Annotated in this window: 16 protein-coding genes; 5 read left to right on the top strand and 11 right to left on the bottom strand. The window is 43.5% G+C overall.

Annotated features, from left to right (window positions below; genetic code table 11):
- Window positions 1-62: 62 nt before the first annotated feature.
- The 3 genes from yidA to BZ167_RS10500 form a co-directional block, all read right to left on the bottom strand.
- Window positions 63-875: a sugar-phosphatase gene (yidA, locus tag BZ167_RS10510; RefSeq protein ID WP_015240895.1), complete on the bottom strand. Its 813-nt coding sequence runs from the start codon at window positions 873-875 to the stop codon at window positions 63-65.
- A gap of 68 nt (window positions 876-943) precedes the next feature.
- Window positions 944-1,468 carry a hypothetical protein gene (locus tag BZ167_RS10505; RefSeq protein WP_033574315.1) on the bottom strand — a complete coding sequence of 175 codons (525 nt, stop codon included), beginning with the start codon at window positions 1,466-1,468 and terminating at the stop codon, window positions 944-946.
- Entirely contained in the window at window positions 1,458-1,877 is a 420-nt protein-coding gene (locus BZ167_RS10500; protein WP_007407821.1) for a lipocalin family protein, read from the bottom strand. The genes BZ167_RS10505 and BZ167_RS10500 overlap by 11 nt, the downstream gene beginning before the upstream one ends.
- Window positions 1,878-1,987: 110 nt before the next feature.
- On the opposite strand from BZ167_RS10500, the gene BZ167_RS10495 reads away from it, so the two are divergent.
- Entirely contained in the window at window positions 1,988-2,374 is a 387-nt protein-coding gene (locus BZ167_RS10495; RefSeq protein WP_007407822.1) for a hypothetical protein, read from the top strand.
- 160 nt (window positions 2,375-2,534) lie between these two features.
- Window positions 2,535-2,897 carry a hypothetical protein gene (locus BZ167_RS10490; protein ID WP_007407823.1) on the top strand — a complete coding sequence of 121 codons (363 nt, stop codon included), beginning with the start codon at window positions 2,535-2,537 and terminating at the stop codon, window positions 2,895-2,897.
- A 50-nt stretch (window positions 2,898-2,947) separates the two neighbouring features.
- Here BZ167_RS10490 and BZ167_RS10485 read toward each other — a convergent pair whose 3' ends face one another.
- Window positions 2,948-3,340, bottom strand: a complete 393-nt coding sequence (locus BZ167_RS10485) for a hypothetical protein (RefSeq protein WP_007407824.1) — start codon at window positions 3,338-3,340, stop codon at window positions 2,948-2,950.
- 129 nt (window positions 3,341-3,469) lie between these two features.
- On the opposite strand from BZ167_RS10485, the gene BZ167_RS10480 reads away from it, so the two are divergent.
- A complete protein-coding gene (locus tag BZ167_RS10480; RefSeq protein WP_053573897.1) occupies window positions 3,470-4,432 on the top strand; it encodes an iron-hydroxamate ABC transporter substrate-binding protein in 963 nt (320 codons plus the stop codon).
- A 39-nt stretch (window positions 4,433-4,471) separates the two neighbouring features.
- Here BZ167_RS10480 and BZ167_RS10475 read toward each other — a convergent pair whose 3' ends face one another.
- The 7 genes from BZ167_RS10475 to BZ167_RS10445 form a co-directional block, all read right to left on the bottom strand.
- The gene (locus BZ167_RS10475) at window positions 4,472-4,819 is read right to left on the bottom strand and encodes a YxeA family protein (RefSeq protein ID WP_077392063.1); all 348 of its coding nucleotides are present in this window, start codon (window positions 4,817-4,819) and stop codon (window positions 4,472-4,474) included.
- A gap of 13 nt (window positions 4,820-4,832) precedes the next feature.
- The gene (yxdM, locus tag BZ167_RS10470) at window positions 4,833-6,701 is read right to left on the bottom strand and encodes an ABC transporter permease YxdM (protein ID WP_077392062.1); all 1,869 of its coding nucleotides are present in this window, start codon (window positions 6,699-6,701) and stop codon (window positions 4,833-4,835) included.
- A complete protein-coding gene (gene yxdL, locus BZ167_RS10465; protein ID WP_007614823.1) occupies window positions 6,676-7,449 on the bottom strand; it encodes an ABC transporter ATP-binding protein YxdL in 774 nt (257 codons plus the stop codon). The genes yxdM and yxdL overlap by 26 nt, the downstream gene beginning before the upstream one ends.
- Before the next feature lie 143 nt (window positions 7,450-7,592).
- A complete protein-coding gene (gene yxdK, locus BZ167_RS10460; RefSeq protein ID WP_077392061.1) occupies window positions 7,593-8,570 on the bottom strand; it encodes a two-component system sensor histidine kinase YxdK in 978 nt (325 codons plus the stop codon).
- A complete protein-coding gene (gene yxdJ, locus BZ167_RS10455) occupies window positions 8,567-9,256 on the bottom strand; it encodes a two-component system response regulator YxdJ (RefSeq protein WP_012118834.1) in 690 nt (229 codons plus the stop codon). Before yxdJ ends, yxdK begins: the two co-directional genes overlap by 4 nt.
- A gap of 149 nt (window positions 9,257-9,405) precedes the next feature.
- Window positions 9,406-10,845: a sensor histidine kinase gene (locus tag BZ167_RS10450; protein WP_077392060.1), complete on the bottom strand. Its 1,440-nt coding sequence runs from the start codon at window positions 10,843-10,845 to the stop codon at window positions 9,406-9,408.
- Entirely contained in the window at window positions 10,842-11,564 is a 723-nt protein-coding gene (locus BZ167_RS10445; RefSeq protein WP_015418566.1) for a response regulator transcription factor, read from the bottom strand. Before BZ167_RS10445 ends, BZ167_RS10450 begins: the two co-directional genes overlap by 4 nt.
- Window positions 11,565-11,785: 221 nt before the next feature.
- On the opposite strand from BZ167_RS10445, the gene BZ167_RS10440 reads away from it, so the two are divergent.
- Complete coding sequence (locus BZ167_RS10440) at window positions 11,786-12,697, top strand: ABC transporter ATP-binding protein (protein ID WP_060673796.1); 912 nt, start codon at window positions 11,786-11,788, stop codon at window positions 12,695-12,697.
- Window positions 12,694-13,452: an ABC transporter permease gene (locus BZ167_RS10435; RefSeq protein WP_012118838.1), complete on the top strand. Its 759-nt coding sequence runs from the start codon at window positions 12,694-12,696 to the stop codon at window positions 13,450-13,452. The genes BZ167_RS10440 and BZ167_RS10435 overlap by 4 nt, the downstream gene beginning before the upstream one ends.
- The last annotated feature ends 7 nt before the right edge of the window (window positions 13,453-13,459 follow it).

Below are 13,459 nucleotides of genomic sequence, written 5' to 3'. Positions count from 1 at the left end.
TCCCCTCTCCGCTTATCATATCACCAAAACACGCGGTAAAAAAGCACCCTCTGATGGGGTGCCTATTTTTTCAGCACAAGCTCCTGAATCGCATGCGCCACGCCGTGTTCGTTATTTGATTTCGTTTCAAAATCAGCAATCTCCCTTACTTCCGGGATGGCATTGGCCATTGCCACACCGCAGCCGGCCCACTGAATCATGGACATGTCGTTGCCGTTATCGCCGATTGCCATGACGTCTTTCTGTTCAATGCCGAGTTTTTCGGCCAGCAGCTTGACTGCGTTTCCTTTACTGACTTTCGGGTGAAGAATCTCATGGAAGAATGGCGCGCTTTTAACCATTGTGTATGTTTCCTTGAATGATTCCGGAATGGAAGCGATCGCTTTCTCCAGCTTGTCCGGATCGTCAATGAACATGACTTTCGGAATCAGAATATCCTTCGGCACTTCATCGATCGTGCGGAAATGAAGCGGCACTTTCGTAATGTATGATTCGTATACCGTGTATTCACTGATATCCCGGTTCGGCGTGTACAGATTGGCTGTGTCAAAGTAATGCATCGGGGTATCCAGCTGTAAGCTCAGCTCGTAAAGCGACTTCAAATCCTCATAACCTAATGACTGCTCGGCCACGACACCGTTTGTATACGTATTTTGGACGAGTGCGCCGTTATAGGCAATCACAAAGTCGCCTTCTTCCTGTAAGTTCAGCTCTTCCAAATACCGACGCACGCCGCCGATCGGCCGGCCCGTGCACAGGACGATATTGACCCCTTCCGCTTTGGCGGCATCAAGCGCCCCGCGGACTTCAGCCGTCACTTCATGATGATCGTTTAGTAGTGTTCCGTCCATATCTATTGCGATTAACTTGTACATCCTGCATCTCCTTTGTATCCTTTTCTTCTTATGCTTTCATCATATCGTTTTTTCGTTTCAATGAAAAATCAAACGGACGAGTTTCTCCGCCTTCTCTTCGTATACCGGGCCTGCCTCCGGATGCGGGGCCGTCTTTTCCCCTTGTCAGCTTGTTCGCCGCCGTCATCTGTTTTCTGCTTCAAGAGCATCAGCCCCGCCGCAAAGAAAGGGACGGCCGCTATGTCCAGAAGGGCAAGCTTTATTCCCATCGTTGCGGGAAAGTATGCCCATAATGAACGGCTGTTCCGCCTGATCATGATATAAGAAACGATTTCCAGCAGGATAAACAGAGCGTTCACCCACAAGTAAATGAGTAGCGCCGCAAACAGAAACAGCAGGAGCGTATTCCGCAGCGTGCCGGAAAACAGAAGAGCGCGCATCATATCAAAGAATGAAAAAGACTGCATGCTTCCGTTGACGACATTGGGATTGTAAATGGTAAAACGCCCGAACTGATCAAAAAGCATAAAAAATAACCATAACAGTGAAAACCATTGAATGATATGTACGATGACACCCGTCAAAACGAGTCTGTCGGCAGCCTTATTTCTCATGTGCATCCTCCCCGCCGGTTTTTATTCTTGTCATTGTTTTTGTTTCTCCGTATATCTTCCAAATGAGCGTACCGTTTTTTCCTCTTTTCAACGTGCTTTTGACGGGGTGCGGATGGCCGAGGTATTCAATCTCGATCGTCCCGTCCGTGTTTTGTGAGATCACCTTGTACACATCTGAGGGCATGGCAACCTCGCCGCGGCCTTGAATGACCTGCTTTGTCAGCACGCTGTCTTTCGTAAACGTGACGGTTTCAGATCTGACCCCGTCCATCGGGCCCGGCTTCAGCCCCGCATCCCATGTCCCGTAATAAAAAGGGGTATCGTCTGCTTTCTTTTGCGAGCAGCCTGTTATCATGACGCATCCGAAAACAAGAACCGTCATGATGAAAATCCGTATGTTCCGCAACATGATCACCTTCCTTTGAAGCTTTTTTACGCCTGTAACTTAGGCGGATGCCGTGGCACTGTGCAATTGACTACATAGTGTATAAAGACTTCACTAGATAAGGAGAATGATGAATGAACCCATATCAGTACTACACCCCGCCTGCCTATTTCCCTCAGCAGCAGGAATACGAAGTGAACCGCGTTGAGTATGAGCCGTATCAGCAGCAGGAAAGCTATTATTATGCGCCCCCTCAGTCCGAAGAGCGGCAGCCGACAGGTTTAGAACGGAGAGTCGCCCAGCTTGAAAGACAAAACGCCGAGCAAACGAGAGAGCTCACCCGCCTCTCACAAGAAGACCAGCGCCAAAACCGGGAAATCACGCGTATGAATGAGCAGATCAGACGGCTGAGCCAGTCCATTGAAATCCATACCCGCCGCTTAAACCGTTTAAATCAGCGCCTGCGCGCAGTCGAAAACAGACTCAATATTCCTTTTCACGCTACAGAAGGCGGCTTCTGAGAAAAAGGGCCGGAATACAAAGCTCGACAGGCCATCCCGAGCCTTGTATTCCGCTCTGTACATAACAGGTAAATATTTGAATCCTTTTCTTGCATGAATGCCTCTCCTATTCTTTCACATGATAAATGTGTAAAATCAATCACTCCAGGAGGTCTTCATGATGTATCAAAACCAATACAGCGGAAATCAGCTGCAGCAATGCCGCCAAACAGCACAGCAGCTTATTCAGCAGACACAGCAAAGCAGTCAGCAGTACAAGCAAATGCTCCAGCAGGAACAGCAAAATATTCAAATGCTTCAGCAGATGCTTAACCATGAACAGCATGCCGTTCATACCATTCAGCAAGCGCTGCAGGGGCATGAAGCGGCCATTCAGAAATGCCAGCAAATCGTGAATGTGTGCAATCAGCTTCAGCAGGAAGTAAGCGGACACATGCCTGCACCGATGGCAAACGCTAATGTTTCTTCATTCCCGCAAACACAGCATCACACACCGTTTCAGCAGCATTCATACCAGCAATAGGCCGGTCATGCAAATGACAAAGCGCGAGATACCGGCTTTGTCATTTGTTTTTATCTCTGTTTTGTCAGATCAATGCGATGAGCGGGTTTTCCGCCGAATTTTGCTTCCGCCTCATGCCTTACCGCTTCAAACGCTCTTGCTTCGACGTTTTGTTTAAACACATCAAGCTGTATCAAATAAGCCGCCCGCACTTTCAGCCCGTGGATGATGGAGATGACCCATAAAGGCAGCACGATATACACGCCCGGCGTGCTCGGCAGCACAAAAGCAATTGCTAAAATAATAAAATAGATAAGTCCGTATTTCAGCCATTTTTTGTTCTTGGCCCGGTAGCCGATATAGAAAAAGGCCAAGAAAGCGGTCAGCGCAAACGGCGCGAAAGTCAGCAGCAGCCACCAGCTGTGCAGCACTTCCCACCAAGTTCCTCTTTTCGTAATCAACATTCATTCCTCCTCCTTTACTACTATAACATGGATAATCAAGGAAGGTTTTCTATAAAAAACATAGACGGAATGACGTCTTCCTGCTATATTAATAATGATAATCATTATCACTGAAATAGGGGGATCATTATGAAGAAGCAATCATGGCTGATCGGCCTGGCACTTCTGCTTGTTTTCGCATTAAGCGCTTGCAGCGGCGCGAAGGAAAACAACGGATCGGCATCAGGCAAAGGAAAGACAGACATGCGTACATATGAATCAACAAAAGGAAATATTGACATACCCGCACATCCGAAACGGATCGTCACTGACTTTTATGCAGGTGAGCTGCTGTCCGTTGACGCAAATGTCGTGGGGGCGGGCTCATGGACTTTCAAAAATCCGTTTATCAAAAAACAGCTGAAAAACATTACTGACATCGGCAATCCCGTCAATGTGGAGAAAGTGATGCAGCTGAAGCCTGATTTAATCGTGCTGATGAAGGAAGACCAATACGAGAAACTATCGAAAATCGCACCGACGATTGTCATTCCTTTTAACACCGCAAAGAATACGAAAGATACGGTCAGCCTATTCGGCGACATTGCCGGGGCGAAGGATAAAGCCAAAAGCTTTATGGCAGACTTCAACAAAAAAGCCGAAGCGAATCAAAAGCGCCTCAAAAACGTGATCGGCAAAGACGAGACAGTCGGCCTTTATGAAACGACGGATAAAGGCGAAATCTGGATTTTCAATGACAATTCCGGCCGCGGCGGCCAAGCCGTTTATAACGCGCTCGGATTGAAAGCGCCGGCCAAAATTGAAAAAGACATCATGAAAACGGGCGCCATGAAACAGGTTTCCCAAGAGGTCATCCCTCAATATGCGGCTGATTATATGTTCATTACCGATTACAATCCGAATGGAGAAAGCAAAACATTTGAGCGTCTGAAAGATTCATCCGTTTGGAAAAATCTCGATGCCGTAAAACACAATCGTGTCTTTATCAACGATTTCAACACCTTCTATCCGTATGACCCGATTGCCGTCAGCAAACAGATGGATATCATCACCGACATGCTGATCAAACGGGCTGAAGAAAATAAAAAATAAAAAAACGGCACAGTCATGACACTGTGCCGCTTTTCATGTTCACTTTAACTTTGACTGTACGGAGCCCGGCATATCTTCAAATCTGACTTCTTCCCAGGTCTCGACATACTTTCCTTTCGCCTTCACTTTCAAATACGCGTTCTTCCTAAGATCTTTCCCGGCGAAAAAGGTCACTTCTTCTTTTTTTCCGGATGCATTATATCCGTCTAATGTATACTCAGTACCGCCCGGGCCAAGATGTTTGCCATCTCGATCAATCTGTACATAGACGTCTTGCTGGTGAATAAACGGATTAAATCTGTCTGTAACATCATTATGAAAAAAGAGAAGTCCGTATATGACGGCAGCGGCCGCCAAGACGGCCAGGATTGCCAATGCTTTTTTCATCTGTGCACTCCCCTTACTTGTTCATTTTTTTCAAATAGCTTGACCGCACTGTGAGGAAGAACAGAAGCTGAAAGATGAAAAACCCTCCGATGGTCAGACTGAGCGGCCCCGCTACATCGGAATAGCCTTCCACGGCCAATGTTCTCAAGGCAAACAGCGTATGCATGACGGCAATGACGAAAGGAAAGAAAAAGAGAATCGCCAATTGTATTGTCACGCTTTGTGCCATTTCACGCTCACTCAGGCCGATTTTAGCCAATGATCGGTAGCGCTCCCGGTCCTCATCTAAATCAGTGAACAGCCTGAAATATAAGAAACTTGCTGCCGCGACAAAGAATACAATTGCGATAAACAGGCCGATAAATAAACTCAGGCTCGGCAGCTGCACCGTATCATAGTACGTCCCGGCTTTTGCCATAAAATCAGAATGCACGTCGATATAGTTGCCGTAAATCTCATTTTTCAAGGATTGGCTGATCCCAAGACTGTCTTTCCAATGATCATAGCTGTAGCCGTATAATGACGCTTTTTCACCGAGTGATTTAAGCTGATCAAAGGTTTGATCGTTCACCGCGATGATGGCATTTAATGAAATCAGCGGTTTTTCGACTTCTTTTACCGTCAGTTTTTGGTCAGACGGCTTGCCTTTTTGGTTCAGCAGCTTCAGCTGATCCGGTGCTTTGTTTTTGAAATTCCGGTCATACGTACTCGGAAAATAGACAGCCTCATCATGTTTCAGGCCGTTCAGCTTGACATGGAAGTATGTTGACACATCCGATTCGCTGATCATGTAAACAGGGGGAACAGTATCTCCTTCCTGATAGCGAATATAGGAAACATTTATTTTGTCTTTCTTATACGGCAAGCCGTGTGTTTTCAGTTCATGGTCAATTTTTTTCAAATGAGTCTGTTCTTTTGGGTTGCCGCTGTAAGATAAATACTCCATCTCATAAGCGGACTCTTCCGCCCCGACGGTCGATTTGTACATCGCGAGCACGCCTGTCGCCGTAAACGCTACCGCGGAAATAATGCTGACGATAAAGAACAGGCGGGCATTGTCTTTTAAACGATAAACAAGATCAGAAACCCAAATGACATTTTTCCCGCGCAGATAAAAGGTTTTCCACTTCTTCAGCGCGCGCAGAATCCAGATGCTGCTTTGGCTGAAAAAGAAATACGTGCCGATGACGGTAAGCAGCAAAATGATAAACGGTTGAGTCCCGTGGACATTGCCTTTAAGGACCATGCCGTACCCGCCGCACAGGCAGGCGATGCCGAATATAGACAGAAGCACGGACGGCTTCGGCTCCGGCTTGATCTTGTCAGTGCCCTTTATTAATTTGATCACCGTATTTGATCTGACAAAAAGGATCGTGAACTGCGATAAAAGGAAAAATAAGAGCAGGAATCCGCCGGCCGTAATGCCGAGCGCTTTCCAAGGCATGTACAGAGGCAGCGCCTCCATTTCTAAAATATAAGCGCCGACCGTAAAGAACGTTTTCGAAAAAATGAAGCCTCCGATAATCCCGGCTGCGATCGACATGACGCCGATGATCATGTTTTCCGCCGTAATGAGCTTTCTCAGCTGCACCGGCGTAATGCCCTGCATCAGCAGGATGCCGAATTCTTTATTTCTCGATTTCAAAAATGCGTTAACCGAATACAGAACAAATAAGAAAGAAAAAACAAAGATCATCCATTCCGCGGCGGTTAAGCCTTTTCTGGCGATGTTATTCAGGTAGCCTTCCTTTAGTGCCGGATGAAACAGGAACATCGCAAAGGTAAAGAAAATCAAAACGGAAAAAGCGCTGCTTAAAAAGAAAGCAAGATAGGCCCTTTTGTTTCTCGTGACGTTTTTATAAGCGAACTGAAGAAAGGTCATTTGCGTTTCCCCCCAGCATAGACAGCACATCAAGAATCTGCTCATAAAAGACTTGGCGGTTTTCCCCGCGGTAAATCTCATTAAACAGTTCGCCGTCTTTTATAAAGATGACGCGGCGGCAGTAGCTTGCCGCAACCGGATCGTGGGTCACCATCAAAGCCGTGATATGATCATCCTGATTCAGGCTCTGCATCGTTTCCATGACGTCTTTTGACGCTTTGGAATCAAGGTTTCCCGTCGGTTCATCGGCCAGAATGAGTGACGGCTTATGAATGACCGCTCTTGCGATGGCGGCCCGCTGGCGCTGTCCGCCGGATACTTCAAACGTCCGTTTGTTGAGCAGGTCTTCAATTCCGAGCTTTGCCGCGATGCCGTGCAGTTTTTCTTCCATGACAGACGGCGCTTCTTTTTCAAGCGTTAACGGCAGCATGATATTTTCACCGATTGTCAGTGTGTCCAGAAGGTTGAAATCCTGGAACACAAATCCGAGCTGCTTGCGGCGGAAATGAGCGAGCTTTGTCCGCTTCAGCCGGTGCGGGTTTTCTCCGTGAATCAGGATATCGCCTGAATCCGGCCGGTCGATCGTTGAAATGATATTCAAAAGCGTTGTTTTTCCGGAGCCGGACGGTCCCATCACCGCCGTGAACCCGCCTTCTTCTATTGAAAACGAAATTTGTTTTAAAGCTTGATAGGACACTTGTCCTTTATAGGTTTTATTTATATGTTTGACTTCAAGCATATTCGCCATGAAAATCCTCCTTATGGTTTTATTCTTGTTGGTCTGGGCTGCTTTCATGTAGTGCCGGGGCATTTAACATAAAAATCCCCTTGACATAAATCCATGTTATCAAGGGGAAACAAAACGAGCTATGTTGTTTTCTTAACGCAGCCTTACATTTTTGTAAGAAATGAAAATCGGACCGATGTCCCTTCACCGGGGGACGAGCTGATGTCCACCGTATGATTGAGCTTGCCCGTAATTTCTTTGACGAGATGAAGGCCGATTCCCGTAGATTCTTGGAAACGCCGTCCGTTTTCGCCGGTGTAATAAGGGTCAAACACCCGCTTGATATCTTGCGAGGGAATGCCGACACCGTAATCTTTGACTTCAAGCACCGTCCTGTCTTCATCGCGGAAGACATTCAGCTCAAGTCTGTCACTCTTGCCTGCCGAATACTTGACCGCATTTGTGACCACTTGGCCGATCGCAAATTTGAGCCATTTCGCATCGGTGTAAATCTGATGATCATCGCGAATATCCATTTTCGGATAGACGCGGTATTGAATAAAAAATCGTTTATAGCTTTGAATGACCGATTGGAGAAGCTCTGATAAGGAAACCGCTTCAACTTTAAAATCCCGCTCAAACAGGTCAAGCCTTGAAGAATAAAGAAGCGTCTCCAGCCCGAATTCAATCTGCCGGACCTCTTTTTTGATTTGTTCAAAGACGGGCTCATCCTCTTCCTGAATGATTAAATTAATGACCGACAGCGGCGTTTTTACTTGGTGCCCCCATTGGTTCATATACGTCACCCGCGCGTCAAGCTTGGCTTCGGTCTCATGGAGCTTCTGGTGCTGCATCCGGGTCAGCTCCATCTGCTTTTCATACAGCTCTGAACAAAACACTGAAGAACCGAGATACGGGATGTCCGTCCCTTCCTGCTCCGAGCTGAGCCAATGATACACACCGCGGTCTTTGTACCAGCGATAGGCAAGATATCCCGCCAAAATAAGAAGCTGCACGCCCAATATGTAAAACAGGTGGGAAAAAGAATGAAGACCCGCAAACCAGTAATAAAAGAAAACAAACAGCCCTTGAAGGAGAAAAAGCAGAATCAGCACGGCATGAGACCGGAGAAACAGCTTCATGACAGCCCCCTCAGCTGGTAGCCTTCGCCCCGCACCGATTCAATGGAAACAGGCGCATTCAGCTCCCGCAGTTTTTTTCTGAGCCGCGTGATATACACGTTAAGCGTATTATCATCGACGAAAATGTCGGTGTCCCACGTTTTTTCCATGAGCCGGTCTCTTCCCGTCACCTTTTCTCCCCGCTCCAGCAGCACTTCCAAAAGCTTGCTTTCTTTTTTAGAAAGCTCACTTTTTTCGTCTTGAAAGCGCAGTTCAAACCGTTCCACAAAGAGCTGCACACCGGCATATTCAACCACTTTCTCTCCCTGCTTGGCGGCGTACTCTCCGTATGCCCTGCGGATCTGGCTTTTGATTTTCGCCAGCACAATATCATAAGAAAACGGTTTTTCGATATAATCATCTCCGCCGTTTTCAATCGCCATCACTTGATCCATTTCCCCGCTTCTGGCAGAGATAAAAATGATCGGGCTTGTGGAGTGCTGGCGGATCTGGCGGCACCAATAATAGCCGTCATAAGACGGCAGATTGATATCAAGCAGCACCACATCAGGCTTTTCCCGCAAAAAAACATCAAGAACAGCCGTGAAATCATCGGCGGCCACCGTTTGATATCCGTATTTTTCAAGGTAATTCTGCAATAGTCCGCGAATGTCTTCACTATCTTCCACAATCATGATTTTATTCATGCAACCATCCTCCAAAAGGATACGGCTTTTCGGAGCCCTCAATATTTGATGCCCCCATCATAATGCTTTCATCGGTTCTCTGCAACATGAGAAAGCGGGCCTTTATAAAAGACCCGCTTCTCCCTTTCTCAATGTAAGATCGATTATTTTTAATTGACATTGTTATACTTAGATGGCGGACTCGGAAAGGTAATTTTAAATCTTGTGCCAATTCCCGGCTGACTATATATATCAATATTTCCCCCATGTGCCTTGATAATTTGTTGAGCAATAGCCATTCCTAATCCAGTCCCTGAGTTATTTGACGAAGCGCTTGTCCCTCTGAAATACCGATCAAATAAACATTTAACCGTCTCTTCGTCCATTCCTATTCCATCGTCTTCTATTACAATTTGTATTTCATTGTCATGTAACACGTCATGATATAATATGACCTTTATTTTAGTGCCCGGAGGATTATGTTTAATACAATTAGCAATCAGGTTTTCAACTGCGCGCTTTAGGTACCTTTCATCCATATTAAAAAGTATCTTATTGTGACTGGATTCTATAGCGAATCTCTTATTTTCTGACTCCGGTAGCAACTTCATTTTTTCTAAAGTGTCATGAATTACTTTCACTGCGTTTTTTTCTTCAAGATGGATTGGAAGCGACTCATTTTTCAATTGAAAAGTTAAGTTGAAATCTTCAATCAGCTTTTCCATATATTCGACACGTTCTTCCATTATTAAGGAAAAATCACGCACTTGCTGATTTTCCCACTCATATTCATTTGAAGATAAAAGAACCGTATATCCCTTAATAACCGAAAGAGGGGTTTTTAAATCATGTGAGACACCGGCCATCCACTCTTCTCTTGTTTTTTCCAATAACTCTCTCTCAGCCTTATTCCTTTGAAGCGTTGAGGTAAGTTCAGACAGAGCTTGCATTAATTCTTGATAGGTCTTATATCCAGATTTATTATGTCTATATTTGCTTGAATGAAACTTCCGATCATAAGGTTCTTCATATTTTTCTTTAGACAAATTCTCAATCCAAGATACAATAAACAGCAGGGGAGCACCTAGTTTTTTTCCGTAAAATATTGCAATTACAATCCCTGCCGTCATAATAGAAACTATCCACAAGTTATTCACCCAATAGAAAAAAGGGTTATTTTTTTCCATCGGCTTTCCCAATACCCATGTTAAATCCTGATTGTTTTTCGTTTCGTACCACGTAGATAATTGATAACCTTTTTTGGCAGGATACATGTAATCTGATATTAATTCTCCAAGAATATAATGCTTAGGTATATTTTTAGGTTTATTAAAAGAAAAAACCTCATCTCCTTGTTCATCTAAAATTTGAATCCACATCCGATTCTCTAATAAATCTTCTTTTGCTTTCGTATTTATTGAAAATTGTTTATCTGCAACAACTGTTTGGTCAACAATTTTTTTTAAGGATAAGTGCGGCGTTTCCATTTTGTTCTGACCTAAGACGAGGCTGAAAAATATGATACTGCCCACCATGAGCAGACCCCAAATAAACATGAGTAAAAAAAGTCTCGATACGAAGTAAAATGCTATCCTATTTCTCAGCTTCACAATAAATCCTCATCTATAGGCTCTGCTTCAAATATATAGCCCTGTCCTCGAACCGTTTTAATCCATCTTGGTCTGCTCGGGTCTTCCTCTAATTTTTCACGTAATCGTCTTACATGTACCATTACAGTACTATCTCCGCCGTAAAACTCCCCCCACACATCTTTATAAATTTGGTGTTTACTTAAAATTTGATTGGGATGTTCACAGAAATAAATCAGAAGTTTCATTTCCTGAGCAGGGCAATCGATTCTTGTCCCGTTAACAACAAGTCTGCCGGTATTGGGATCTATTTTAAAATATTCATAACCGTATACCTGTTTTAGAGGGTAAGAAGTAGAGAGTTGAGTCATTCTCTTTAATTGGGCTTTTACACGAGCTACAATTTCTAGTGGATTAAATGGTTTAGTAATATAGTCATCTCCTCCAAAACTAAACCCTTGCAATTTATCTAAATCTGTTGTTTTTGCTGTTAAGAAGAGTATCGGCACATTTGTATGGGAGCGTATTTTGCTGCATAAGGTGAAGCCATCAGTGTCCGGAAGCATGACATCTAATAAAATAATATTTGGAAGTTCCTGATCGATTTTCAGAAGGGTTTCGCTCCCTGTCATAGCTGTGGAAATATTGCTGAAACCTTCCTTTTCAAAGCAAGTTATTAATAAGTTTAAGATATGTTCGTCATCATCCACCATGAGGATTTTGTTCTCTTCTAACGTCATAAGTTACCCTCCTTTTTTTCTCATTTTAAATGAAATCGAATACATAAGAGTTAGAAAAGGAAAGAATTTAGCTTTTATTTAGATTTCAGAATATTCTTATCAAGTAATCAATTTTACTATATGCAGTCAATAAACCAGGGATGTCGTTAAGTGAATGTTTAGGAAGAGTTTCGTTTGTGTTTAAAGAACATCGCTTATGATAAAAGTGAGGTGAGAGACAAATGAATGATCAAATAGTGGTAACACACGATCTAACTAAAAAGTATAAAAAGCATACTTCAGTTGATGGATTAAACTTAAGGATTAGGCGCGGCGAAATTTATGGTTTTCTTGGACCGAATGGTGCTGGTAAAACAACAACCATCCGAATGTTATTAGGTTTAATTAAACCAACAAAAGGAAACATCGAAATCTTTGGCCAAAACCTAAACAAGAATCGTTTGCAGATATTGCAAAGAATCGGGTCACTGGTAGAATCTCCAACTTATTATGGTAATTTAACAGGTTACGAAAACTTAGAAGCTGTTAGGAGGTTACGAGGACTTCCGGAACAACGGGTCAATGAAGTATTGGAAACTGTAAGGTTATCTAGAGTAGCAAATCGACTGACTAAGGAGTATTCCCTTGGAATGAAACAACGTTTGGGAATTGCAGTTGCCCTGTTAAGCAGTCCTGATTTATTAATTCTGGATGAACCGACAAACGGTTTAGATCCATCCGGTATCCAAGAAATAAGAGAGCTAATTAAAGAATTGCCTAAATCGGGAATGAGTGTTATTGTATCCAGCCACTTATTGAGTGAAATAGACCAAATGGCTACTCAAGTGGGAATTATCAACAATGGAAGGATGATTTTTCAGGACTCGATTGCAAGTTTACATCTTAAACGAAAACCACTATTAAAAGTCGGTGTTAGTGACGTAATCGAAGCAAAAACAATACTAAACAGGAAAGGATTAAAGGTTGATTTACAAAAAAATTATTTGTGGCTGTCTCAAACAGAACCGGAATTTGTTTCAGAAATCAATTCCATACTTCTTCATTCAGGGCTGTCTGTATTTCGACTTGAAGAAAAGACACGATCGCTTGAGGATATTTTTTTAGAATTAACTGGTACAGAGGGAAGTCTATGAAAAAGTTATTGTGGGCAGATCAATTAAAACTGAAACGTTCGTCGTTATTGATTGTAGTCTTATTGGTTCCCTTACTCATTATAGCATATGAGTTGGTAAATCTTACTTATCGATCTGAATACGTGGAAAAACAAGCTGAAATGTTCCATGCTGGATCAATGTGGATGTATTTACTGTATGATAACAGTTTGTTATTTGGTCTGGGTTTTCCATTAGCCGCAACACTTTCTGCGTCAATAATAGCAAATATAGAACATCAAGCAAACGGATGGAAGCAAACCCTTTCTTTTCCCGTATCTAGAATGCGAATTTATGTAAGTAAATTTATTTGCTTAGTAGTCAGTTTATTTATTTCGTCAACAATCTTCTTGCTCGGCATGGTACTGCTGGGCAAACTGGTAGGATTCGAAGGTAGTGTACCTTGGGGACTTTTGTTTGGAGATAGTTACAGCATGTTAGTTACAGTACTGCCTATAATGGCATTCCAGATATGGTTATCTATGGTGTTTAGCAACCAAGCATTCTCGATTCTTGTAGGATCAATATCATCTATAATGGGTTTGTTTTTGGCAGCTGCTCAATCAACGAGATGGTTTCCGCTGGCTTATCCTAGTCAATCTTCGACAGTCATTCTGCAGTATGAAGGTATAGGATATAACCCAGATCTTTCATCTTACCTTTGCATTAGCCTTTTCTTAGGGATAATTATATTATTTCTAGGCTCTATTCATTTTGCTAAACGGGATGCTTTGTAAAAAAGGA

It is taken from the genome of Bacillus sp. 275, from assembly GCF_001999205.1.
GTDB classification, from domain to species: Bacteria; Bacillota; Bacilli; order Bacillales; family Bacillaceae; genus Bacillus; species Bacillus velezensis.
This window is presented reverse-complemented; position numbering and strand designations above follow the sequence as displayed.

Coding starts and splice junctions, on each gene's coding strand:
- BZ167_RS10505 (WP_033574315.1), bottom strand. CDS start 1,468: ATGAGAAATAAGGCTGCCGACAGACTCGTTTTGACGGGTGTCATCGTA.
- BZ167_RS10475 (WP_077392063.1), bottom strand. CDS start 4,819: ATGAAAAAAGCATTGGCAATCCTGGCCGTCTTGGCGGCCGCTGCCGTC.
- yxdJ (WP_012118834.1), bottom strand. CDS start 9,256: ATGAATAAAATCATGATTGTGGAAGATAGTGAAGACATTCGCGGACTA.
- BZ167_RS10480 (WP_053573897.1), top strand. CDS start 3,470: ATGAAGAAGCAATCATGGCTGATCGGCCTGGCACTTCTGCTTGTTTTC.
- yxdK (WP_077392061.1), bottom strand. CDS start 8,570: ATGAAGCTGTTTCTCCGGTCTCATGCCGTGCTGATTCTGCTTTTTCTC.
- BZ167_RS10500 (WP_007407821.1), bottom strand. CDS start 1,877: ATGTTGCGGAACATACGGATTTTCATCATGACGGTTCTTGTTTTCGGA.
- BZ167_RS10495 (WP_007407822.1), top strand. CDS start 1,988: ATGAACCCATATCAGTACTACACCCCGCCTGCCTATTTCCCTCAGCAG.
- BZ167_RS10445 (WP_015418566.1), bottom strand. CDS start 11,564: ATGACGTTAGAAGAGAACAAAATCCTCATGGTGGATGATGACGAACAT.
- BZ167_RS10490 (WP_007407823.1), top strand. CDS start 2,535: ATGTATCAAAACCAATACAGCGGAAATCAGCTGCAGCAATGCCGCCAA.
- BZ167_RS10440 (WP_060673796.1), top strand. CDS start 11,786: ATGAATGATCAAATAGTGGTAACACACGATCTAACTAAAAAGTATAAA.
- BZ167_RS10435 (WP_012118838.1), top strand. CDS start 12,694: ATGAAAAAGTTATTGTGGGCAGATCAATTAAAACTGAAACGTTCGTCG.
- yxdM (WP_077392062.1), bottom strand. CDS start 6,701: ATGACCTTTCTTCAGTTCGCTTATAAAAACGTCACGAGAAACAAAAGG.
- yxdL (WP_007614823.1), bottom strand. CDS start 7,449: ATGGCGAATATGCTTGAAGTCAAACATATAAATAAAACCTATAAAGGA.
- BZ167_RS10485 (WP_007407824.1), bottom strand. CDS start 3,340: ATGTTGATTACGAAAAGAGGAACTTGGTGGGAAGTGCTGCACAGCTGG.
- yidA (WP_015240895.1), bottom strand. CDS start 875: ATGTACAAGTTAATCGCAATAGATATGGACGGAACACTACTAAACGAT.